General features: G+C 43.5%; 16 protein-coding genes. 1 reads left to right on the forward strand and 15 read right to left on the reverse strand.

All coding sequences use genetic code 11. The annotated features are described in order from the left end of the window. Positions 1-224: 224 nt before the first annotated feature. The 9 genes from adhE to MHH46_RS22615 form a co-directional block, all read right to left on the reverse strand. Positions 225-2,846 carry a bifunctional acetaldehyde-CoA/alcohol dehydrogenase gene (gene adhE / locus MHH46_RS22575; RefSeq protein ID WP_038572553.1) on the reverse strand — a complete coding sequence of 874 codons (2,622 nt, stop codon included), beginning with the start codon at positions 2,844-2,846 and terminating at the stop codon, positions 225-227. A gap of 408 nt (positions 2,847-3,254) precedes the next feature. Continuing rightward, positions 3,255-4,721 carry an ABC transporter substrate-binding protein gene (locus MHH46_RS22580; RefSeq protein WP_076129626.1) on the reverse strand — a complete coding sequence of 489 codons (1,467 nt, stop codon included), beginning with the start codon at positions 4,719-4,721 and terminating at the stop codon, positions 3,255-3,257. 132 nt (positions 4,722-4,853) lie between these two features. Next, positions 4,854-5,726 (reverse strand): carbohydrate ABC transporter permease, encoded by an 873-nt coding sequence (locus MHH46_RS22585; RefSeq protein ID WP_036682930.1) that lies wholly within the window; start codon positions 5,724-5,726, stop codon positions 4,854-4,856. Between the two features lies 1 nt (position 5,727). Then, positions 5,728-6,555 (reverse strand): carbohydrate ABC transporter permease, encoded by an 828-nt coding sequence (locus MHH46_RS22590; protein ID WP_370510708.1) that lies wholly within the window; start codon positions 6,553-6,555, stop codon positions 5,728-5,730. A gap of 210 nt (positions 6,556-6,765) precedes the next feature. Next, positions 6,766-8,094 carry a response regulator gene (locus tag MHH46_RS22595; protein ID WP_076134518.1) on the reverse strand — a complete coding sequence of 443 codons (1,329 nt, stop codon included), beginning with the start codon at positions 8,092-8,094 and terminating at the stop codon, positions 6,766-6,768. A gap of 19 nt (positions 8,095-8,113) precedes the next feature. Continuing rightward, entirely contained in the window at positions 8,114-9,907 is a 1,794-nt protein-coding gene (locus MHH46_RS22600; RefSeq protein ID WP_076193077.1) for a sensor histidine kinase, read from the reverse strand. A 1,579-nt stretch (positions 9,908-11,486) separates the two neighbouring features. After that, positions 11,487-12,125, reverse strand: coding sequence for a beta-phosphoglucomutase (pgmB, locus tag MHH46_RS22605; RefSeq protein WP_076193075.1), 639 nt, complete (start codon positions 12,123-12,125; stop codon positions 11,487-11,489). A 32-nt stretch (positions 12,126-12,157) separates the two neighbouring features. After that, positions 12,158-14,440 (reverse strand): glycosyl hydrolase family 65 protein, encoded by a 2,283-nt coding sequence (locus MHH46_RS22610; protein ID WP_076193073.1) that lies wholly within the window; start codon positions 14,438-14,440, stop codon positions 12,158-12,160. After that, positions 14,437-16,743 carry a glycoside hydrolase family 65 protein gene (locus MHH46_RS22615; protein ID WP_076130682.1) on the reverse strand — a complete coding sequence of 769 codons (2,307 nt, stop codon included), beginning with the start codon at positions 16,741-16,743 and terminating at the stop codon, positions 14,437-14,439. Before MHH46_RS22615 ends, MHH46_RS22610 begins: the two co-directional genes overlap by 4 nt. 422 nt (positions 16,744-17,165) lie before the next feature. Between MHH46_RS22615 and MHH46_RS22620 the strand changes: the two genes are divergently transcribed. Further along, the gene (locus MHH46_RS22620; protein ID WP_036682945.1) at positions 17,166-17,891 is read left to right on the forward strand and encodes a Crp/Fnr family transcriptional regulator; all 726 of its coding nucleotides are present in this window, start codon (positions 17,166-17,168) and stop codon (positions 17,889-17,891) included. Positions 17,892-18,070: 179 nt separating this feature from the next. Here the strand turns inward: MHH46_RS22620 and MHH46_RS22625 are convergent, their stop codons facing one another. From MHH46_RS22625 to MHH46_RS22650, 6 genes are all read right to left on the reverse strand, one after another. Beyond that, a complete protein-coding gene (locus MHH46_RS22625) occupies positions 18,071-18,862 on the reverse strand; it encodes a formate/nitrite transporter family protein (protein WP_076193071.1) in 792 nt (263 codons plus the stop codon). 52 nt (positions 18,863-18,914) lie between these two features. After that, positions 18,915-19,235 carry a nitrite reductase small subunit NirD gene (gene nirD, locus MHH46_RS22630; protein ID WP_076193069.1) on the reverse strand — a complete coding sequence of 107 codons (321 nt, stop codon included), beginning with the start codon at positions 19,233-19,235 and terminating at the stop codon, positions 18,915-18,917. 32 nt (positions 19,236-19,267) lie between these two features. Beyond that, a complete protein-coding gene (nirB, locus tag MHH46_RS22635) occupies positions 19,268-21,691 on the reverse strand; it encodes a nitrite reductase large subunit NirB (RefSeq protein WP_076193067.1) in 2,424 nt (807 codons plus the stop codon). Positions 21,692-21,921: 230 nt separating this feature from the next. Then, positions 21,922-22,632, reverse strand: coding sequence for a hypothetical protein (locus MHH46_RS22640; protein ID WP_076130686.1), 711 nt, complete (start codon positions 22,630-22,632; stop codon positions 21,922-21,924). Positions 22,633-22,782: 150 nt separating this feature from the next. Beyond that, positions 22,783-23,478 (reverse strand): iron-sulfur cluster repair di-iron protein, encoded by a 696-nt coding sequence (ric, locus tag MHH46_RS22645; protein WP_076130703.1) that lies wholly within the window; start codon positions 23,476-23,478, stop codon positions 22,783-22,785. A 284-nt stretch (positions 23,479-23,762) separates the two neighbouring features. Continuing rightward, on the reverse strand, positions 23,763-24,068 hold the full coding sequence (locus tag MHH46_RS22650) for a barstar family protein (RefSeq protein ID WP_076130687.1): 306 nt from the start codon (positions 24,066-24,068) through the stop codon (positions 23,763-23,765). Positions 24,069-24,070 lie beyond the last annotated feature (2 nt).

A 24,070-nucleotide genomic window follows, 5' to 3' on the forward strand; every position in this document is an offset into this window, starting at 1 on the left:
ATTTGTAGAGATCGCGGGCTTGAAGGTTGATCCCGTGTCTCGTGATCCCAAGAAAAATATGGTTGTTCGAAAATTCACAATCATTGTTCCATATATGGGACCGTTGTTTATATAAACATTTTAGTTTATTTTCTATAAATAGACTGTGACAAATATCACCTTTCGGGTGATATTTGTCACTTATATCTAATCCACAACCATCCTATTATCTACTTAACCAAATATTAATTATCAAATCTTCCGTAGAAAGCATTACGGTATACATCTGCAAGTTCAGATACCAGTGGCAGCTTAGGATTGGCAGTTGTACATTGATCTTCAAATGCACGGTCAGCCAAGTAATCTACACGGGATTCAAAATCCTTAGGATCAAAGCCCAATTGTTGGAAGGATTCTTCGATACCCAGTTTCTTGTTCATGTCGCGAATAGCATTGATCAGGCTAGTTACACCTTCTTCAGTTGTGCGAGCTGGCAATCCCAGAATACGGGCGATTTCTGCATAACGCTCGTCAGCTACGAAGTGTGAATATTTAGGGAACGAAGCGAACTTCGTAGGTTTCTTAGCATTGTAACGAATAACGTGTGGCATAAGGATCGCATTAGTACGACCGTGAGCAGTGTGATATTGACCGCCCCATTTATGCGCCAAGCTGTGGTTAATACCCAGGAAAGCATTAGCAAAGGCCATACCAGCAAGTGTTGATGCGTTATGCATTTTTTCACGGGCAACTCTGTCGCCTTCAAGAGCCGATTTTTCAAGGTATTGGAATACCAATTGGATTGCTTTAATTGCCAGACCATCCGTGTAGTCACTCGCCATAACAGATACATAAGCTTCGATGGCATGTGTCAATACGTCCATACCTGTATCAGCTACAGCAGTTTTTGGCAAGCTATATACGAACTCTGGATCAATGATAGCTACGTCTGGAGTTAGCTCGTAGTCAGCCAAAGGATATTTAGTGTGTTGTTCAGTTGTTTTATCGGTAATAACTGCGAAAGATGTTACTTCCGAACCTGTACCCGAAGTAGTTGGAATCGCTACAAACTTAGCTTTGTTTCCAAGTTTAGGGAATTTGTAAACCCGTTTACGGATATCCATGAATTTTTGTTTCAGACCATTAAAGTCTGCGTCTGGATGTTCATAGAATAACCACATTCCTTTTGCAGCATCCATTGGGGAACCACCGCCAAGTGCGATGATGCAGTCCGGTTGGAATCTGTTCATCATTGCTGTACCTTTTTCAACTGTAGTTGTTGATGGATCTGGTTCAACTTCCGAGAACACTTCGATCGCTACAGGAGTTTGGCGTTGACGCAGGTAATGTTCAACTCTCTCAACATATCCAAGCTTAACCATCATTGGGTCAGTGATAATTGCGACACGTGTGATATCAGGCATTTTGGTCAGGTACTGAGTAGCGCCTTTTTCGAAATAGATCTTGTCAGGTACTTTAAACCATTGCATATTCACGGTACGACGATTCACCCTTTTCACGTTGATCAAATTGATTGCTGTAACGTTTTGCGACACGGAGTTACGACCATAAGATCCGCAGCCCAGCGTCAACGAAGGGATGTTAGTGTTATAGATATCGCCGATCGCACCATGAGTGGAAGGCGAGTTAACAAGAATACGTCCTGTTTGCAGACGGTTGGAGAACTTCATGATTACTTCTTCGTTGTTGGAGTGGATAGCCGAACTATGGCCCATACCACCAAATTCAACAACTTGTGCTGCGCGTTCAATACCTTGATCTGCGTTTTTAACTTTGTAGCAAGCAAGCACAGGACTCAATTTTTCAGCGGACAATGGATATTTAGTGCCTACACCTTCAAGTTCTGCTACCAGAATCTTAGTGCCGGCAGGAACTTGAATGCCGCACATTTCAGCAATTTTCACTGCGGATTGTCCTACGATTGCTGGGTTAACTGCACATTTATCAACGTTCATAGCGCCGCTAGTCAGTTTGGCAGCTTCTTCTTTGTTAACAAAGTAGCAGCCATTAGCGATCATTTTCTTTTTCACTTGATCGAAGATTGGTTCTTCGATAATAACAGCTTGCTCGGAAGCACAGATCATACCATTATCAAATGTTTTGGAAAGAATGATGTCCGTTACGGCTTGATCGATATCCGCGCTCTTTTCGATGAATGCAGGTACGTTACCAGGACCTACGCCAAGAGCTGGTTTACCACAGCTATAAGCTGCTTTTACCATTGCAGAACCGCCAGTTGCAAGAATAAGTGCAACGTCAGGGTTATTCATCAAAGCGTTTGTTTTGTCCATCGTTGGCATTTCAATCCATTGGATACAATTCTCAGGTGCGCCAGCTTTTACAGCCGCATCATGAAGAATTCTAGCAGCTGCTGCACTACACTCTTGCGCAGATGGGTGGAAACCGAATATAATAGGGTTCCGTGTCTTAATCGAAATCAACGCTTTAAACATCGTGGTGGATGTAGGGTTGGTTACCGGTGTGATACCCATTACAATTCCGACGGGCTCAGCAATTTTTTGGAAGCTTTCATAAGCATTGTCTTCAATAACGCCTACTGTTTTATCGTATTTAATTCCGTGCCAGATATATTCTGTCGAGAAGATGTTTTTAGTAATTTTGTCTTCGTAAACCCCGCGGCCAGTTTCTTCTACAGCCAATTTAGCGAGGTACATATGTTTGTCGAGTCCAGCCAACGCCATTGCATGAACGATTGTGTCAACTTGCTCTTGATCCAGCGCCATGAATGCCTCATGTGCTTTTTTCGCTTTATCCACCAAAGTCTGAATATACTCTTCAGCGGTAGTTTGTTTAACTTGGGCGGCGACTTCGTTCTTAACTGCCATCTCCCTCGTCCTCCTGTCAATTTTTAGGTTGTTTTTCTCTACACATTTATCTTATCACATCATTTCCACCTTGTATAGTGAAATCTTTCACAAAGTATAAAGTTTTTTTGATTTGTTTTCAAAGCGCTTTCATTCGATCATATTATAGGTTTTTTACCATTATTTATGCTGTATTATCCCTTAAATCTAAAGTTTATGTTTAAAAAGACAAGAACCGATACCCATTTTCTACCTTTCCGCTCGCAAAAATATTTTAAAAATGCAAATCTAATTTTGTTGACATTCTATTTTTCTCATGACCCTCTAAAAAATAGTCGGAAGCCATCCGTCGTGTTGATTTATAAAAATATCAATAATATAAACATAAAAAAACCGACTCCTAAAGGAGCCGGTTCTGTTCTTCCTTGCCTATTCTACTTTAATTGTATCGAAGAATTTCTCTTGCACTGTTTTGGCAGCAGCTTCAAGCTGTGTCTTGGAATCTGTTCCTTTTTTGGAGAACAGCTCTTGTATTACATTGGACATGGTTGCGTAGTAGTCCTGTGTATTGTATTGTGCTTCCGGTTTACCGTCCAGCAAGCCTAAAATATCAGGGCTGTATTGATATACATTTGTATATTTATCATACACAGCTTTTGTTTTCTTGCCGAAGTCAGAATCTGCAGAATAGTAATCTAAGAGCGGCGGAATAAAGTATTTGCCATCCGTTGTACGTTGTTGCAGAACCGCATCCAGTGCTTCTAGACCTTTATCGGAGAAGTAATCAAATGTAATATAACGGAATGCCATTTCTTGCTCGTCTGGTGTTGCATTTGGATTGATTACAAGGTAGTCACCACCAAGTACCCCAGTGTGTTTTCCGCCTTTTTCCATCGCAGGCATTGGATACGTAAGTACATCTTCTGGTTTCAGACCGCCTTGATTCAACGCTTGCTCAATAACACCGTCAGATCCAGCCATTACCATTGCTGTACGACTTTGTTGGAATGCGCCTACAGCATCACCCCAGCCCAGTGCCCAATCCTGAGGAATCGCGTTTGCTTCCCATCTAAGTTTCTTGTAGAAATCCAGCGCTTTAATCCCAGCCTCAGAATTAAAAGTAGCTACAACCTTACCGCCTTCAATCTTCTGAATTTCACCGCCAGCTTCGAACAGGAAGTTGGTCCAGTTCCAGCCTGCTTCATTCCCTTTACCCATTGGAGCAATACCGGAAATCCCTTTTTTGGTATCAGCTACGCCTTTCGCGGTATTCAGCATATCATCCCAAGTCCAATCCATAGATGGAACAGCAACGCCTTTTTCATCCAGCATTTTTTTGTTGATCATTGTGGTTGTTACATAACCCTTTTGAGTTACGCCGAATACTTTTCCGTCAATGATAAATTGGTTTTGGAGAACCGGGTTAATTTGATCCTTAAATTCGTATTTATTCCACAGATCCGTAATGTCAGCTACCCAGCCTTTTTCAACTAGGAATTTTGCTTCTGTAGCGTAAGTGTTAAAGAAGGTTGGAGCTTCATTCGCTGCCATTTTGATGCCGATTTCACTTACATTGTACTGCCAATCGTCTTTGACGATTTCAACATTCGGATACTCCTCTTGGAAACGTTTGATCTTGTCATCTTCCTGTGCTCTAACTTCGGTTAGGTCAGGGGTTGGATAGTGAATTTTGATGGTCACTTTTCTTTGTGTGATATCATCAGTTGGCGCTGCTGTAGCACTGCCAGCATTATCTGTTGCAGCATTCGTTGGCGCAGTAGTCGCTTCCCCTTCCTTGTTTCCTGTTGTGTTTCCGTTATTGTTGTTACCGCCGCATGCGGTTAACAATGATCCGGCCACAAGGAGGCTTAGTAGCACGCTAGAGTACTTACGCATTGAAACTCCCCTTTTCAATTCATAGTTATCTTACATATCGATCATAAAAGAGAAATCGTTTACAAACGAGGTGCATTTATATTCCTTTCATGTGCATGTTTACGATCCGTGACTAAATTCGTCGATCCGCGCTTATCCCTTAACTGCTGATAATGCGACGCCACGCATAATGAACTTTTGGAAGATCAGGAAGACAAGGATCGGCGGCAACGATACGATAAATAGGATAGCGAATTTAATATTCGTATTAAGTGCCTTTACATTAATAACGTATTTATAGATTGCTGTCGCGAGCGTATATTTCTCTTCACTGTGCATAACCAGAGATGGCCAGAACCAGTCATTCCATGCAGTAGAAAAGATAAAGATCGCCAGCGTAGCAAATATCGGAACCGACAATGGCACTGCAATGGAGAAAAAGCTTCTCGGCTCAGAGGAGCCGTCAATCCGCGCGGCTTCAAAAATTTCAGGATGTATCCCATCAAAAAAGTTCTTTAAGAGTAGAAAATAGAATGTATTCGCACCAGCCGGCAGCCAAAAGGCAGCGTACTGATTCAGTAATCCAAGCTCTTTTAGATTGACAAAGTTGGGAATCATGTAGCTGGTCGCCGGAATAAACAATGTCATCAGGAAAAAGAAATAAATTGCCTTTCTGTAAGGAACATTCATACGAGAAATGCTGAAAGCAGACATTCCCAATACGACTAGTGTCACGACCATATTCCCCACAAAAATATAAATAGTGTTCTTAAGGAACATCAGCAGATCAATGTAGTTCATCGCTTCTTTAAGGTTGCTGAAGTGCCATTCCTGCGGGAAAAAATGCGGTGGGAATGAGTTCACCTCTTGATTCGATTTCAGTCCGTTAAATAACGTCATACAGATCGGATACAGCATGCTAAACACCATAATCAAAATAACCACGCACATCAAGCCATAAACGATCTTATTGCTTGTTTTTTTCAAATCATGTTCTGAGAGAATCCCTCTATCTGCGCTCTTCATCTTAGTTGTCCTCCTTGTTAAGCTTGAACTGTAAAATGCCCAAACCACCTAGGACTATGAACATTAGCATGCCAAGCGCAGTCGCTGTTCCATAATCGAGTCGCGTAAAAGCATATTTTACGATCAGCAGCGCATAGGTAAGCGTAGTATTATTCGGCCCACCATCAAGCAGCGCCATTTGTGACTGATACCCTTGTGAAGTCCCGATAATCTGTAATATAAACATCAAAATGATCAAATTACGTAGCGAAGGCAATGTGATGTACTTTATACGTGCCCACACACCCGCCCCATCAATCTCAGCTGCTTCATACCAATCCCGCGGAATGCTGAGTACAGCAGCCAAGTATATTAACATCCCTGATCCAAACTGCTGCCACGTCTCCATAAAAACAAGGGAAATCATCGACCACCTTGTATCTGTCAGGAAGGCAACCTGGTCCACACCAAGCGAGCTTAATACTGCATTGATTGGGCCCACAGGATCATAAAGCCATCTCCAGAGTCCATATAGCACCACACCAGGCATTACAAAAGGTAGGTAAGCCGCTACCCGCACAAAGCCCCCAAACCTTCTCAGCTCCGAGATCATAATAGCAAAAGCAATCGGAACCCAGAACCCGATAATAAGACATAGAAGCATGTAATACCCTGTATTTTTTAACGCGGTCAAAACATCCGGATCACTAAGGGCTCTAGCATAGTTCTCAAAGCCAACAAAGCTATTCCCTTTTACAAAATCAACATGGTAGAAGCTGTACAACAAGCCTTTAAAAATTGGCACCCACAAGAACATTACAAAAATAATCACAGCAGGTACGAGGAACATATATCCCCAAAAGTTTTTCTTCCAGCGGTTTTGCTTGTAAGGTGTACCCTTCAGCGCCGGCGGATTTTCGGATACAACTGCGGTTTGATTCATCAGGCTCCCTCATTCCATTTTTCTTTCAGCATTTTTCGCAAAATGCTTCCTACCTTAAATTGTAGAAAATGAGGGTTGTACTGAACATGTCTAAATCTACCGAAGTAGTATGTGTTTTTACTTCTTCAATTCACTGGGGCTAATCCCATAATATTTTTTGAAAATTTTACTAAAATGCTCCGGTGATTCATAACCTACACGCTCGGCGATTTCGTATCTGCGAAGATCTGTGTTCAAAATCATCTCCCGACTTTCTTCCATCCGCAGCTTAATTACATATTCCCACAGGTTGTAACCTGTATTTTTCTTAAACAGATAGCTCAAATAATTGGGGCTGACATGGTTTTTCTTAGCCACTTCATGGATGGTTAATCCTTTTTGCGCATAGTTCTCGTCAATATACTCTCTCGCTTTCTCTACAATCAGATTGCTGCGTGTATGAAGCTCTTCTACTGAAGGATCGGTTGTGTAGCTGTTCCAATTAAAATCCCCGTAGTAAAACACATAATGGTCATTGTGTTCATTATTCCAGAGAATGGCTTTGGAGGCTTGACGGTTCAATACAGCCATAAAAGAAAGACCCTTGAGAATCTGGCTGATGCCGATAACTGCATTTAAGTGCAGATATTTTTGAATATTAAAATGAAGACTACGGCCAAGGATATCTAGCCTATTAATTTGGCTGGCAGACGAATCTTCATAGCTTTTTTCATCCCACTGAATAATGATCGTAATCTCTTCATCCTCTGCGTAAAAGGCTGTCGAGTTCCACTCCTGATCCATCAGCTCTTTGGCGATATTCAGCGCGGCATAACAAAGAAGCCGTCTGTCCCGCAGGGTGTAGTGCTTCTCCTGATTCATTCCAGCCAGAGGTACCTTAATTTTTAAGACGGAAAAATACGGCCCTTGCAGCTTCAGGTTATCCAGCTTTTGCAAGCGTTCTGCATCACACAGTACACCTTCAGGCTCAATGAGCAGCTCATTCAATAACTTGCTGTATTCCGGAAGCGGCTCTTCCAGCCGAAAGCTTTCGTTAATTCCTGACATGAAAATATCCAATTCTGGTGATGGTTTCCCCATCTTAAGCAGCACATTTCGCACCGAATCCAGAAATTGCTCACTGTTCAAAGGTTTGATCAAATAATCCTTCGCTCCAAGCCTAACGGCCATTTGCGCATATTGAAACGTCTCGTGTGCAGAAATCACGATGGTCTGTACCCAGGGTTTGGCCAATTTTGCATGCTGCATTAGATCAATCCCACTCATTGCGCCCATCTGAATATCAGTAACGAGCAGGTCTATTTCCTCCATCCGAATGCAGTCCAGCGCTTCAAAACCACTGTTTGCTGTATAAATATGGTCTATGTTTAACCCCGAAGAAGCTAATAAATTGCTCAGCCCTTTACAAATCAAGGGTTCGTCATCCACAACTAATATATTGAACATATCTGTATGCTCCCCTTCCTTAGTCCTGATTCTCTGATTTCGGAAGCTTAACCGTCACCAATGTACCGCCCTCTTTACGAGGGGTATAGCTGATGCCATAATCAGAGCCGAAGTGTAAATGAATACGCTGGTTAATGTTGCGAATCCCGTAACCGCTGGCCGGATTTGGACTGTCGTCATTCAGCACAGCTTCGATGGCCTGATAATCAACAGTCTTATAGCCGTTATCTTCAATAGTGATCTCGACGGTATCGTCCACACAAACTGCACTAATGATGATTTCCCCATCTTCGCCCATATTTTTGACACCATGAATAATAGCATTCTCAATTAACGGCTGCAGGGTAATTTTAGGAATTAGATTTCTTTTCGTATCTGGATGAATCTCCATTACTACACGAAATATATAATCATACCGGTGCTGCTGCAGCTTGATGTAGGCCGTTGCATGCTCCAGCTCTTCTTCAAGGCTAATCAGCTCCCTTCCCCGACTGAGGCTAATCTTCATAAGCTTGGATAATTCCTTGATCATCTCGGCGGATTCAACGTTACCTTCCAGCGAGCTTTTCCAGTAAATACTCTCCAAAGTGTTGTAGAGCAAATGCGGATTGATCTGCTGATAGAGCAGTTGAAGCTGTGATTCCTTCTGTTTTAGCTCCATCTGGTATTTATAAGTAATTAGTCCATTTAGCCTGCGGGCCATGTCATAGGTAGAGCCAATCAGCACACTGACCTCATCGTTACTCCCTCTTTTTGGCGTCTCAGGGACACGATTGCCTGGCTCAAACTTCCGGACGAAAAAAGCTAACTTTTGCAAAGGCGTCATTAATGAACGCCAGAAATAAGTAATCATGATTAATCCAAAAACAGCATAGGCCACAGTTATGTATTGAATCACACTTTTCATTTCGTTTTGTTGCTGCAGCAGCGCTTTTACGGCGATTTTGTAGACTAGCTTCTGTCCTAAGGCATGGTTATTATTGACCACATAAATAAAATCCGAGGTAATAACATCCACGGTTCCCTCCAAATCCTCAGCAACGACCGTCTCCGGCAGCGTAATGATCTCACCAGTATTATTCGTAGTAGAAGCGAGTACACGATTATCCAGATCTGTTAAGTAAATATCACCATCAGGCAACGATATGGATTTAAGGGATTCTCCGATTTTTGCGTCCATTTTGGTAATGACTAAAACCCCAATGGTCTCAGCTTTTCTGGAGATGTTATTGACAGCTCTCATATAGGTAAGAGTCTTCAAGTTTTCCGCTTGTGCACTTAGCTTCCCTGTAAATTTTAGAGATCCGCGACCCTTTTTCTGGACAACCTCCTCGAACCAATAGGGCTCTTCCGCTTTGGAAAAGAAATATACCCCCGCCTTCTTAACCTGTGGGAAATTGGGTGCAAAAAAATAATAATCCTCGGGATCGTATATATAAAGGGAATAATAGATGCCGTCCCCACGCTCCGCTCCCTGCGAGTAACTGACCAACAGCTTCTCTATCGTCTCATAACGTTTAACCCGCTCCAGAATGGTATCCGAACCCGTCATATTAATCTGTTGAATCAGAGGATTTTGAATTACAGTGGTAGTAATTTTATTTACGGTATCGATATCTCGGTTAATGATGGTGAAGTTTTGCTTGTTCAGCTCTACATAAGCATTCGTCACATGGCGCTTCAGAATTTGCTCAGCCTTCATATTCCCGTAAATGTTCAAAAACAGAATCGGCGAGATCATAATCAGAAACAGCAGGATAAGCTGTTGTTTGACGTTTAGCTTCAAAATCGGCCTAATCAGCCTAGACAACATCGAGATACACCTCCGGGTTCAATAACTATATCAAAGTGATAAACGCTTACATATGTTTATTTTAAAGTTTTTTATGTTCATTTGTATGTAGTTTTTTCTGTTGGGCGGATAAAAAGAGCACGATGATATGTTCGCCACTACGTAGAGCGTTTGGGCTTACGATCGCTGTTATCCTCAGATTTCCTGATTTTATACCGCTGAGCGGTAGAAATCCGAGGATAAAGGCGACCACTGGCGTTTCTCCAGCTCCAAACCTCCACTTCGCAACTCCATCAACGGAACTCTTAAAAACCGCAAACAGAAAAAGTGGGAGGCCGACGTAAAGGACACTGCGTGGGGCTAGGAGGAATGAACTCTAAATGGAAGAAGTGCGATGTATGTTCTTGAACACTTGAATACTCAAGTACTTCAATACATGAATGTGCTTTGTCTGTTGGGCGTCTGGATTGCTTGATGTGCGATGGTGGTGCTTATTGTGCGTTGGATTGCTTGATGTGCGATGGTGGTGCTTACTGTGCGTTGGATTGCTTGATGTGCGACTTACTACTTATTCGGCGTTTTACATTCCCACACACCCTCTTCACGATGAGTTATCGGACTCAGATGCAGCTATTGGGCTGATTTTTGGCTTTTACGGGGAGGTTCGGACTCCAGAGGCGTTATTCGTTCCAAACATGCGCGATACGCGGGCTTTTCGAGTCAATAGCGGCTATGGAGTCCGATAGGTTCTCAAATGAGCCGGATTATTACTTATAAAGACTATGAGGTCCGATACACTGTCCGAACTTTTGACTAACGTTCTGAATTACTTAATATGCAGCTAATAGCGACTATGGGATCCGATCACCGTCTGAGCTTAAGACTAACTATCTGAATTACTTAATGTGCAGCTCAGCTACTTATTCAGCGTTTACATTCCCACACACCCTCTTCACGTTGAGCGATCGGACTCAGATGCAGCTATTGGGCTGATTTTTGGCTTTTACAGGGAGGTTCGGACTCCAGAGGCGTTATTCGTTCCAAACATACGCGATACGAGGACTTTTCGAGCCATTAGCGACTATGGAGTCCGATATCTTCTCAAATGAGCGTAATTTTGGCTAATAGCGACTATGAGGTCCGATACACTGTCCGAGCTTTTGACTAACTTTCTGAATTACTTAATGTACGGCTAATAGCGACTATGGGGGTCCGATCTCCGTCTGAGCTTTAGACTAACTATCTGAATTACTTAATGTGCAGCTCAGCTACTTATTCGACGTTTTGCATTCCAACACACACTATTTTCATGATAAGCTATCGGACTCAGATGCAGCTATTTGAACAAATTCCTGCTTTTACGGGGAGGTTCGGACTCCAGAGGCGTTATTCGTTCCAAACATGCGCGATACGAGGACTTTTCGAGCCAATAGCGACTATGGGGTCCGATAGGCTCGCAAATGAGCCGATTTATGGCTAATAGCGACTATGGGGTCCGATAGAAAGTCTGAGCTAGCTAAATACAGAGACTTTGCACAAAAAAAGACCGCCCCCAAAGTCATCCGCTACTTTGGAGTCGGTCCCATGTTCATTTAGAGCCTTAGTCTGTCAGCAGCTCATACAATCCTTTTACGACCAGATCAGCTTCCTTCAGCACCTCAGGTTTGCCGATACCTACAACCTCCATCCCAGCAGCTTTACCTGCTTGAACGCCTGCCTCAGCATCTTCAAACACAACACATTCATCCGGCTGCAAGCCTATCTCCTGAGCCGCGATCAGGAACACCTCTGGGTCCGGTTTGGCTAGTGACACTTTGTTGCCGTCAATAACTGCATCAAATAAGTCTGTAATGTTCAGCTTATTCAAAATAAACTCAGCGTTCTTACTGGCTGAACCTAACGCAATCCCAATCCCACGTGATCTCAATCCTGTTAGGTATTCTTTCACTCCAGGCAGCAGCTCCGATTCCTCGAGTCGAGAAATGTATTCTACGTACAGGCGGTTTTTCTTCTCCGCCATTGCCAGCTTCTCTGCTTCCTTAAATTCCAGGCCACCCACTTCCAGCAGGATATCAAGTGATCTCATCCGGCTCACACCTTTAAGCCGTTCGTTATCCTCCTCCGTGAATTTAAAGCCAAGCTCATCTGCAAGACTCGCCCACGCCAAATAATGATATTTGGCTGTATCTACGATCACGCCATCCAGATCAAAGATGGCGCCTTTCATATTTTCCAACATTGATTTGCTTCCTCTCCGTTGTGTATTAATATTTATAATCCCGTTTCGTCAAAGGCCAGTCGAAGGGTCTCACCTGCGGAGCAAGACTTGCCTTCTCCGCCTCGCACCGAGAATACTAAGTCTCCACTGTAATCAGCAGCTGTGATCACAGTGACTTCATCCTTTCTGATCCGCAGTTGGATGGTATCGCCGCGCAGGGTAACCGGAAGCTGAACGGACTGCCAATGTTGCGGCAGAGATGGATTGATGTGCACAACCCCTCCATCGTAGTCCAACCCAGCGAAGCCAAGAACCGCAGCCATCCAAGCACCACCATTCGCAGCCGGATGAGTCCCTCCGATGTAGAGATCCCCTACATATTGCTTAGATTCGCCGGTGAGATCGACGGTAGCCGTACGCATAAAATACGGATAGCCCCAATCCGGTGAACCAATATCAGCAGCTACCAAAGCGTAAATACAAGGGCTTAAGCTTGATCCGTGTTCCGTACGCGGTTCGTAAAATTCCCAGTTCGCTTGTTTCACTTCCTTGCTAAAGGAGTGCTTGAACAAATTCAGCATCAACACAACGTCTGCTTGTTTAAGTATGGTTGTGGTGGTAGCTAAGCCATTGCCGCCGCCAAAATACTCATTTTTATTAAGCACACGTGATTTCAGTTCTGTTAGTTCTACATCCTCCAAGGTGAGGTACCGGTCGAATTGTTCAATAACAAGACTGGCAGGATCAGGCTGTGGAACATAAAAGCTATCCAGCATCGTTTTGAACTCCTTCAGGAATGGCCCTGAGCTAAACTGAGCGGACAATTGACTGTAGTCCTCAGGATACTTCTCTTGCAGCAAGGCTGCCGTACGCAAGGCAATCTCAAGCGTCTCTTTAACCAGTGCATTCGTAAAAGCATTATTGTTCACACGCTCATGATATTCATCCGGACCTGTAACATCCAGAATCTCAAACCGCTGTTTAACCGAATTATAGTAAGCGTAAGAGTAGAAAAAGCGAGCGCATTCCCAGATCACCTCTGCTCCTCCACTAGTTAGCAGACTTTCATCCCCTGTGAATTGAACATATTTCCAGATCCCATGCACAACGTCACCACTGATATGAACCTGCTTATCGCGGAAATAGGTGCGCATCGGCCGGCCTGTAAATACATCATTCACATTAAACAAAGTACAGGCATCGTCTCCCGTATCCTGACTTTCCCAAGCATAAAATGCGCCCAAAAATCCATATTCCGCTGCCTTACGGCGAGCACCATCCAATGTATGAATCCGGTACATCATCAAGTTCCGCGCTACCTTAGGATCACTGTGCAGGAAAAACGGCAACATAAACATTTCCGTATCCCAAAATACAGCTCCCTTATATACCTGACCCGATAATCCCCGGGCTGGAATAGACACCTTCTCCGAAACTGTAGGCGCAATGATTAACAGCTGATAGATACTATATCTCAAGGCAAATTGGGCAGCTTCATCACCTTCGATGATTACATCACTGTGTGACCATCTCTCATCCCATATCAGACGGTGAGACTTAAATAACGCCTCATAACCCAGCGCCTCAGCAGCATGGACAGATTTAACAGCTTCCGTCTCCGGCTGATCAGCATCAAGTCCAGTATAGACTGCTACATACTTAAACCATTCATACGTCTCACCCGCACGGGCATCAAAAGAAATCCGGCGAACAGCAGCACCATCTTCCAGTAGCTCCTCACCAAAACTGAATACCGCCCTCTCCGCCACAACCACCGGAATCTTCAATTCTCCGCTAACCGATGAAGAGATCAGCACCTCGTCCTTCAATTGCACCGTTTGTCCGTAGAGATGAGGTCCATTGATATCCCACACATCTACATCAATTCCCGTCTCAATGGCTACTCGACAGTCTTGTGTGCTGCGAATAGAGTATTTACTAACGAGCAAGTGAAGATTATCCTGGCTTACGAAACGATCTGCGGTAAACGTCAACGTCCCTCCGTCAGATACAGCAAATTCAGTGCTCCGATGATGAATGGCATTTCGGATATTTAACTCCTGAGTATGAGCGACCGGTTCACGGTCAAGCACACTTAAGAGCTGATCATTACAGAAAATTTTGGTCAACAATCCATTAGGGGCATTAACGGGTTCTCTCCATTTGTCTCCTGCTCTGTCATATAGACCTGCGAGGGTGACAGCTGCTAGCTCGGTTTTACTGAATTCCTCCAGTGTGCCGCGATATCCCATGTAGCCGTTGCCTAACATATATTTGTTACCGTTCGTCGTCACAAGCTGTTTATCAAAACAACTATCCTTTACGATCCAGTTCATCCTGCCAGCATCCCTTCACCTAGTGGAAGCGTCTTTCCGGAAGCATCCACTGTAATCGACTGTCCGTACACTATAATTTCGGTACTTCCACCATTAACCGCAGTGATTGTTACTGAATTTTTGTCGACCACAATTCTCAGAAGCACTCCTTCATACAACACTTGGAAGCTATATTCATCCCAGCGTTCTGGCAGGGTTGGCTGAAAGGACAGACGCGCTCCATCCGATCGCATTCCGCCAAAGCCGTAAACAATATTCATCCAAGCAGCAGCAATTGAGGTAGTATGCAGCCCTTCACGGGTATTGCGGTTATAGTTGTCTAAATCCAGTCGAGTAGCAAATTCAAAAAACGAATATGCTTCCTCGGGTTTGCCGATTTCACTTGCCAAAATGGAGTGGATCGAAGGTGACAGCGAAGACTCATGAATACATCTAGGCTCGTAGTATTCGTAGTTCGCCAGCTTCGCTTCTTTAGAGAATTGTCCGCTGTACAAGAACATAAACATAAGTACATCCGGCTGCTTAATCATGTCATAGCGATACAAACGATCATATGACCAGTTCGAATATAATGGGAATTCTGTTACCGGAATCGAATGAATATCAATATGTGGCATATCGAAGAACCCATCATGCTCTTCATAAACTCCTGTCACTTCGTCAACCGGAATCCGCATATGCTGCGCCTTATTTTTCCAATCGGTGAGTTCCTCGTCATGAAGTTCTGTTTTCTCTACCACAGCTGCAAAAGCAGCAGGAGCTTGTTCTTTCATCTCCCGAAGAGTCTCTAGGGTGTATTCAAAAGATTGTTGAGCCATCAGATTAATGTAACAGTTGTTATTGACCATCAATTGGAACTCATCAGGACCCATTACGCCAAAATAACCATATTCCCCGCTGCGTTGCCCCCATTGACCACGTGTAGCATAGAATCTGCTGATCTGAATCAGCATCTCAGCCCCTTTACTATGCAGGAAGCTTTTATCACCGGTATTTTTGACATAATGCCAAATGCCATAAGAAACAGCAGTCCCTACATGAAGCTGAAGATTAGAGTGCTGCCAGAGATCACAGCTTTCTGTTCCATCTATAGTAGCAATAGGATAGCAAGCTCCCTCACAATCCACCTCTTTAGCGCGCTGCATAGCCTGTGGCAATGTTTTATATCTGAATTCCAATAAGCTCCGGGCAGCCTTTGGATTATTGAACATATAGAACGGTAAGCAATAGGATTCTGTATCCCAAAAAGCCAACCCACGATATACTTCCCCCGTCAGCCCTTTGGCACCAATATTAAAACCGGGATGATCGCCATGATAGGTCTGATAAAGCTGGAAGATACAGAAACGAATACCCTGTTGATTCTCAGGATCGCCCTCAATTCGGATATCACTTGTCTCCCAGATGCCCTTCCAATAAGCTGTCTGATCAGCGATTATTTGAGTATCCGTCAATTGGCTTGCGGTTTCAGCAAGAGACAGACCTTTGCTCCACAGCTCTTCAGCTGTATGGGCAGAATCACTATCCGAATAGTTCATAACCAGTTTGGTAAAATAGGAGACTTCTCCTTTCGTAAGGTCCAGGGTGAAATTTTGACCAACAAACTTATCACTCTCGACAGCAGTAAGCTGCAACGGCTGCGAGGATTGTAAGGTAAAGCTTGAGAACAGCTTGTTCCCAGTATTCACGGTACTCGCCATAATAGCAGAGGACGCTCCACTTACTCCGCTGCGGAGACTGTTCCACATACATTCGCCGCGTTCTTCATGAATAATGCCGAAATCAAGACCTGCACAAATGTCCACGCTCCCCGAGAAATTAAGGGGTTCAAATTCCACCCGCTGCAACCCCAAATGAGACATAGTCATGCTGACCAGACGTGTAAAGACTACTTTTAGCGACTTGCCATCGTTTAGATGCCAGACTAGCTCTCTCCGATACGTACCCTTACGAAGATCCAACCTACGCACATAATCCGTTACGTTACTTTTTGCTAAATCAAGCTGTTCACCATCTACAGATAGACGTGTATACAGCCAGTCCACCGCATTCACCATATATCTCAGCGAGCGAATAATCCCTTTGTAGTGATTGCCAATATCCAATTGTTCATTTAATCCATTAAAATAACTTCCTTGCAGGGTGTCACCTGAATACCCTTCCTCTGCATATCCCCGTACACCCATATATTCATTACCCAATGAAAAAATAGATTCCGAAGTCCGGTTTCGCTCTGGATCAAAGCCCTCTTCAATAATTGCCCACGGATCAACCTTAAGATATTTGTCTGCTACTTTTGCCATATATGATTTCTCCTTCTCCTGATTTTTGCTCCAATTTCAGGATATCGCTGCATAGCAGTAGAGCCAATGTCCGACCGTAATGAAGATGTGTGCATTTATACGGAGTTGAGATAAAACTAATTTCTTGAACATGAATTTCAACTGTGTTATATGTTACAATCTAACGGGGACGCAAAAAAACAGCGATTAACCCAGTATTTGAGAATAATGGATAGCCGCTGTTCATATATCATAAACGTGAGATCACTTACTCTTTTTTAGTTAAAAAGAATATTACATCGAACACTTTAGAAGTGAAATTTATCACAATGTTGAAAATTCGACACTTTTAAACGATTTTTTATAACCAATTCGAGGGATTTTCAAGGTATAATTAATTTAAAATTTACTGAAAAACTGAGGGAATAAAGGGGATGTCGATTATGCTAAAAGAACATTACAATGTTATCGAAGCCCACGGAAATACAAACTGTTTCTCCGAACAGAATTTCAACAGACTTCTAGTTACAATGAAAGAGCGCATAGTTCCAGAGGGTTCACATCTATTCTGGGAAGGCGACTACTCGGATAAATTGTTTTATATCAAACGTGGACGTGTGAAATTAACTAAATCTACTGATGAAGGTAAAGAACTCATTCTTTATATGTATCAAGCTGGTGATATGGTAGGTCAAGCAGATCCATTCTTCAGCACTAAGCATAGCTTTACAGCCGAAGTGATTGAAGAAAGTGAAGTTGGCGTCATCGAACAAAAGGATCTAGAAATTCTCATCTGCCAACATTGTGACTTTGCTATCGACTTTATGAAATGGATGGGTATTCATCACCGTCTCACCCAAACTAAATTCCGTGATCTAATGATGTACGGCAAACCAGGTGCACTCTGCTCCACGCTCATTCGTCTTGGCAACACCTACGGTGAGAAGAGCAGCGACGGTGAGAATATCCTTATCAACAAAAAAATTACGCATACAGATTTGTCCAACATGATCGGTGCCACTCGTGAAAGTGTTAACCGGATGCTGAGCGACCTGCGTAAAAAAGATGCTGTTGAGTATGAGAACGGTATGATTGTCATCAAGGACCTTGGCATGCTGCAAGAAATTTGCCACTGCGAATTGTGTCCGAACGAAATCTGCCGGATCTAATTCCGTTATAATATACCCTCTATTCACCTCAATGAAACATACATGACCCAATTATTCTGCATAATATAAAATAGAGTGGTCCAAGGCGCCTAATGCAGGTGTCTTTTTTTTATATTCAACAAAAAAAGAGCTAAACCCAAGATCGGTTCAGCTCTAATATAGTTAATTAATAATGGATCTTAACGGTTGTTGCGAGCACCACGCACTGGTGAGATCACCCAATAGGCCATACCGACGAATACGCCTCCACCAATGATATTCCCCAAAGTTACAGGGATCATATTATGCAGCCATCCAGCTATCGTAATGGTTTCCGGATGATTTGGAAGCAACACAGCAACACTAAGCAGAGTCATATTAGCCACACTATGCTCATATCCGCTTGCGATAAAGGCAAACAGACACCACCAGATTAAGATTAGCTTAGCAGATTCACTTTTAGCGCGTGAGGACATCCATAGCGCTAAACAGACCAGCCAGTTACATAGGATCCCACGAAAAAACAGCTCAGAGAACGGGAGACTCATTTTTTTAGCAGCGGCTGTAAAAATCAAATGCTCCGGCGGCGCAGCACTGAACAACCCAGTCCCACGAATTAAAAGTGCTAAAATCACTGCACCTACCATATTCCCGATGAATACAAGAATCCAGTTCTTAACGGTATCCCAGATACTGGTTCTGCCTGCCAGTGTACTTACAGTAAAAAACATATTATTCCCGGTAAACAGCTCTGAGCCTGCAAATACTACAAGCGTCAGGGCGATGCCGAAGGATGTGCCCATAATAAGCGGTTGGAAAGGAGATTTGGCAGCCGCTAGCGGTGCTCCTAGGGAGAAAATAAGGATAATCCCAATGCCTACATAAGCACCTGCCAATAGGGCTGCTAGAAAATATCTTGGCAAGCTTTCATTCATTTTGTCCCGCTTACTGACTGCCGTCTCTACGATGCTCTCCACACTTTGCGTAAACATAATACTCCACCCCACCGTTTTCTATTAAATCTATTACTACAATCTTCGGTGTCTACACGCTCACTGTAACTTTCTCTCCGTCCAGTGTGACTGGATAAGTCACCACACTACCTTGGTCTGGTGCCTGCACCTCACCCGTGCGCAGATCGATTTTCCAATCGTACAGTGGATCGTACAGATAGTGACCTGACACGATCCCTTCAGCAAGCGGGCCCCCCTTAGGATGAGGACTGCGATTCTCTACTGCATAGATGGCTCCGTCAGAGGCACGGAACACTGCCAGTTCAATATTTCCAGCAATCACTACGCGGCCAATTTGCAGCAGGAAATCCTGTACTGATCCTATTGCATACGTTTGTGTGGTCTTATTCATTGGTCTCTCCCCTTCTGTGTGTGTTATATCCGCTAGACTCTTGTTTCTTCAAAAAGCGCAGTACGAGTGCTGCTGTCATTGAGCATTTTTTTCCAAGGATCCGTAACCTGAGTCAGAGCAAAGTCAATCCGTGCGGCCAGCTCTTTGCGGTTATCTTCATTATTCAAAATGACCATTTGAATCTGCTCAAGTCCCATACGCTCAACCCACTCGGAGGTTCTCTCCAAATAATTGCCGGTCTCACGGTAATATTGCATCACAGCGGAGCACACTTCGATCAACTCTTCATCGGTCTTTATTTTGCAGAAGGAGTCAGCGATCCGTGGCTTGATCCCACCGTTACCGCCGATAAACACTTCCCAACCGCCATCATTACCGACGATGCCAATATCCTTCGTACAGGATTCCGCACAGTTACGCGGGCAGCCATTGACAGCTATTTTAAACTTGGCAGGAAAATCAAGACGTTCATACTTACGTTCTATGAGCGCGCCCATTCCCAGCGAATCCTGTGTGCCGAAACGGCAGAACTGTGAACCCACACAAGTCTTAACGGTACGTAGCGACTTGGCATAACCATAACCTGATGGCATATCGAGCTCTTCCCATACTTTCGGCAGATCCTCTTTTTTCACCCCGATTAGATCCAGGCGTTGCCCACCCGTCACCTTCACAACTTTCACATCATATTTAAGGGAGACATCAGCGATTTTCTTCAAATCCTCCGGTGTCGTTACCCCGCCGTACATGCGTGGAATAACGGTATAGGTTCCGTCTTTCTGAATATTGGCTCCCATACGTTCATTAACAAAGCGTGATTCCTTCTCGTCTTGATGTGTATCCGGATTTATCATCCCCAGATAATAGTTAATCGCCGGACGGCATTTAGAGCAGCCTTCCTCTTGTTTCCAACCCAGTACATGCATAACCTCTTTAGTAGTACTAAGACCTTTAGCTGTAATCTCAGCAACAATCTCATCCCGGCTAAGCGTTGTGCAGCTACAAATTCCTTGCTTGGCAGACTGCTCAAAACTATCACCCAGGACAAATTGTAAAATTTGTTCTACAACCGGTTTACAACCTCCGCAAGAGCGCGTCGCTCCTGTACATGCTTTTATTTCGTCCACAGTAGTAAAACCATTTTCTATGACCGCATCCACAATCGCTTTTTTCGTAACCCCGTTACAGCCACAAACGATTTCTTCGTCCGCCATCGCTTCTACGGATGTGCTCTTTTTGGCTCCACTTCCGCAGCAGCCCGTACCCATAACCTCTGTATAAATTTCATCGGTCATTACAGCGCCTTGTTTTACTAACTTTTGCAGGTTAGCCGACTCTGTCACATCCCCGAACAGGACTGCACCAACAATGACATTGTCTTTGAGCAGAATTTTCTTATAGGTTCGCTTCCATTCATCTTTGCTTGAGATTACAGTATGTTCAGGAGAATCCATAAACTCACCTGCAGAAAATACATCCACTCCGGAAATTTTTAATTTGGTGGAGACAACAGAACCTTCATATGGGTTTGTGTCGCTTCCGCAGAGATGTTTAGCTAGAACCATCCCCTGCTCAAAGAGCGGCGCTACTAATCCGTAACAAACTCCGCGATGTTCGGCACATTCGCCAATGGAATATACATTTTGCATAGAGGTCTGCAGATAATCGTCCACTACAATCCCACGATTAACAGCAATTCCGCTTTCTTTTGCCACAGTTATATTCGGTTTGATGCCTACAGCCATAACTACAAAATCAGCCGCAAGTGAAGTGCCATCACTAAATTGTAATCCACTTACTCTCTGTTCCCCGGTCAATTCTACTGTTTGTTTGCCCATAGCAAATTTCACGCCTTGACGCTCTAGCTCAGCCTGCAACATAGAGGAGGCATTACGATCCAGCTGGCGCTCCATTAGATCTTCCATCAGATGCACTACAGTAACGTCCATGCCAAGGTTCACAAGACCCTTTGCCGCTTCCAAACCAAGTAAGCCCCCGCCGATTACCGCTGCTTTGTTGTATTGTTTAGCCGCAGCCAGCATCGCATCACAATCTGCAATATCCCGGAAACCCACTACGCCCTCCTTATCACAACCAGGCACAGGTAAAATAAATGAATTCGAACCCGTTGCAATAATCACTTTATCGTAAGAAACAGCCATACCGTTATCCGCAATTACTTGCTTGGAATGCTCGTCAATTCGCGTAACTGTTGTTCCAGTATGCAAGGTAATGTTGTTATCTTCATACCAATTCCAGTCGTTTAGGATGATATCATTGATGGTTTTGCTGCCTTCGAGAACATAGGACAACATGATCCGATTATAATTGGGATGAGGTTCGCTTCCAAAGACCGTAATGTCATAAGCTCCACCTAGCTTCAATATCTGCTCTAGCGTACCTATGCCTGCCATACCGTTGCCGACTAATACTAATTTTTCTCTCTTCGCTGCCATGGTTAGGTGCCTCCTCAGTCTTATCCGTTCTTGTTGAACTTTGCTTCAACTTCTCTTCTACATAATGGAATTATACATTTCAAAATTTAAGAGAGATTGTGATTACAGTCACATTAAATGTGAATGTTTTCACATAAAAATAAGACAACTTTATTAGGTTATAACTTCCAATTAAAAAAGCCAGATCACGGGTTCTGAGCAACCGTAGATCTGGCATTTATGTACTTTTTTTAACGTATAGCCAATAAAATCTCCAATTCATCCTGCACTCTAAGCTTCATGTCCATTCCATTCTCAAGCAGCTGCTTCCCATTCACCTTCATCTTCCAAACTTCATTGCTAAGGGGAGTATAATCACCAATGGATAACACCTTTTTGTTGTCTTCGGTCAACTGCACCACACTGCTGTTCTTCAACAAACCTCTCACTGTTAAATCTTCAGTAAATCCCATAACATATGAATGATTCAAATTCACTTGCTCACTTCCACCATTCACGGTCAACAACACAATTTGAAGGGGTTCCTCTTGTTCCTTAGACATCGCCGTAATTACTAATTTTGATTCATGCCCGACTGTTCGACCCCAATCCTCAGGTCCAATGGTCTCCCCATCCATTTGCAGCTCCCAATTCATTCCTGGACCGAGTGAAATATTATTTACCGTTAGAATGCTTGTGTTATCCTCAGAAAAGGTGGCCTTCCCACTACCTTTCAGTAGGTCAAAGATCGTTATCCCTTTTCTGTAGCTCTCGCTAAGCTGCTTGTCCAAAGGGTTGGTAAGCAAGTCATTTCCCGCAACGATAAGCGAAAGCGTAGGCCCGTCTGATCCTGCTAAGCCATTATTCCCTTCATTATTAATGTCAGCAAGAGTGGAACACCCACCTATTATGAATACGATGACTAATCCTAGTAACAACCTCCACATATATTTCGTGGGCATAGTGACACCGCCTTGTCCCGCCTAATGACCACACAGCGTCTCAGGCTTGTAGTAAGTTATGCATACTGTCTATTTAAGAATAACGTAAATAAGCTTTGTTCTCAAATATAAAAAAAGTCCCCTAAGGGACTCTATGAAAACTCATTTTTTCTACTGGAATCTAGGGAACAATATATTATTCTCCAGATGAACATGTTCAAAAGTCATGCTCTCCAGCTCCTCTAGCCGGGCATAAGTCAAACGATAGGTTGTACAAGCATGAGCCGGTGGGGTGAAATCAGCTGTTATTTTGCGTATTTGTCTCAATAGTTCGCCTGCTGTGTCATGTTCACTCTCAAGGTCAACTAATGCCTCACGAAGTATGGTCAGCCCTTCTTCACTTGGATTGGCATCATACGCTAATAATTTTGGAAACTCGTCTTCCTCTTCTTTAGCTGTATGCTGAAGCAGATCTTCCTTGAGTGCATTAAACAAACTATATAACTCTTCTAAATGAGGGGAATCTCCGCCATGAACCCGGTATACCTTAGTTACATTTTGGCTAATCAGGGGCAGCTCTTCACGCAGGTAATGGTGATGTTTACTCACGATATGCTCGATTAACTCTGCAGAAGGTGCTGTGTTCCATGCGAGTTCTTCTTGAGGTACCGGATATTCCTCGAACAGCTTGTTGAGATCACTAATGATCATCTCTTGATCTAGTCCACGCTCTACAGCTGCTTCAGCAAGAGGTTTGGCGCCTCCACAGCAGAAATCAATCCGTTTGGACTTGAAATAATCCGCAGCTTTTGGGAATTGCAGCACAATATCTTTTACCAGGGCATCTGGAGTAAATCCAGGTTGCACCGATTGCTTATGCTGTAAATCCGAAATTCTATCATTAGGTTGTTTAGTTTCCATAATAGTTCCTCCTCGGGATATGTGATCAGGTTCTGAAAAATCTTTTCTACCTGTTCACCTTAACCCTGAAAGGAGTTTTGACTTGTGATTGTACTCACGAAAATTGTATCTCTTTGTTGAACGAAGTTGGATGGGTTAAGTGTGTTATTGGTTGAATGATGGGTTCATTCGGCACTGGGTAGCCCCTCCGAAACAAGAGCCTTGAGAAAAAACTCAAGGCTCAGTGAAGCTTATTTATAAACTACCTTACAGTGCCAAGAAGGATGTTTTTCATTGAATTTGCGTAATAAATCACTCAGGGTTTGTGAGTCATCAGGAAGGACGGTTGTAAGCTTGTCCCACCCATTAAAACTCAGAGTTTCTGGTAATTCAACTAGCCCTGTAATCGCATCCCAAAAAGCATCCCAATTCATTCCGTAAAAATCAGGAAAATCAAGTTCTCTTTTCAAGAGCAAATGAAGTTCCCTTGAATCCTGAATATTGCTAACTTGTAAGGTCACATTTTCTTTTCTTAAATCATCTTCGTGTGTGCTCATTT

The sequence above is a fragment of the Paenibacillus sp. FSL H8-0175 genome, from assembly GCF_045040615.1.
In the GTDB taxonomy this organism is placed as follows: domain Bacteria; phylum Bacillota; class Bacilli; order Paenibacillales; family Paenibacillaceae; genus Paenibacillus_AQ; species Paenibacillus_AQ odorifer.

Bases quoted from the DNA above. Each gene is read 5' to 3' on its own strand.
- MHH46_RS22610 (WP_076193073.1), bottom strand. From the start codon at position 14,440: ATGAACTGGATCGTAAAGGATAGTTGTTTTGATAAACAGCTTGTGACG.
- adhE (WP_038572553.1), bottom strand. From the start codon at position 2,846: ATGGCAGTTAAGAACGAAGTCGCCGCCCAAGTTAAACAAACTACCGCT.
- MHH46_RS22580 (WP_076129626.1), bottom strand. From the start codon at position 4,721: ATGCGTAAGTACTCTAGCGTGCTACTAAGCCTCCTTGTGGCCGGATCA.
- MHH46_RS22585 (WP_036682930.1), bottom strand. From the start codon at position 5,726: ATGAAGAGCGCAGATAGAGGGATTCTCTCAGAACATGATTTGAAAAAA.
- pgmB (WP_076193075.1), bottom strand. From the start codon at position 12,125: ATGTTGGAAAATATGAAAGGCGCCATCTTTGATCTGGATGGCGTGATC.
- MHH46_RS22650 (WP_076130687.1), bottom strand. From the start codon at position 24,068: ATGAGCACACACGAAGATGATTTAAGAAAAGAAAATGTGACCTTACAA.
- MHH46_RS22600 (WP_076193077.1), bottom strand. From the start codon at position 9,907: ATGTTGTCTAGGCTGATTAGGCCGATTTTGAAGCTAAACGTCAAACAA.
- MHH46_RS22615 (WP_076130682.1), bottom strand. From the start codon at position 16,743: ATGGCAAAAGTAGCAGACAAATATCTTAAGGTTGATCCGTGGGCAATT.
- nirB (WP_076193067.1), bottom strand. From the start codon at position 21,691: ATGGCAGCGAAGAGAGAAAAATTAGTATTAGTCGGCAACGGTATGGCA.
- MHH46_RS22620 (WP_036682945.1), top strand. From the start codon at position 17,166: ATGCTAAAAGAACATTACAATGTTATCGAAGCCCACGGAAATACAAAC.
- nirD (WP_076193069.1), bottom strand. From the start codon at position 19,235: ATGAATAAGACCACACAAACGTATGCAATAGGATCAGTACAGGATTTC.
- MHH46_RS22595 (WP_076134518.1), bottom strand. From the start codon at position 8,094: ATGTTCAATATATTAGTTGTGGATGACGAACCCTTGATTTGTAAAGGG.
- MHH46_RS22625 (WP_076193071.1), bottom strand. From the start codon at position 18,862: ATGTTTACGCAAAGTGTGGAGAGCATCGTAGAGACGGCAGTCAGTAAG.
- MHH46_RS22590 (WP_370510708.1), bottom strand. From the start codon at position 6,555: ATGTTCCTCGTACCTGCTGTGATTATTTTTGTAATGTTCTTGTGGGTG.
- MHH46_RS22640 (WP_076130686.1), bottom strand. From the start codon at position 22,632: ATGCCCACGAAATATATGTGGAGGTTGTTACTAGGATTAGTCATCGTA.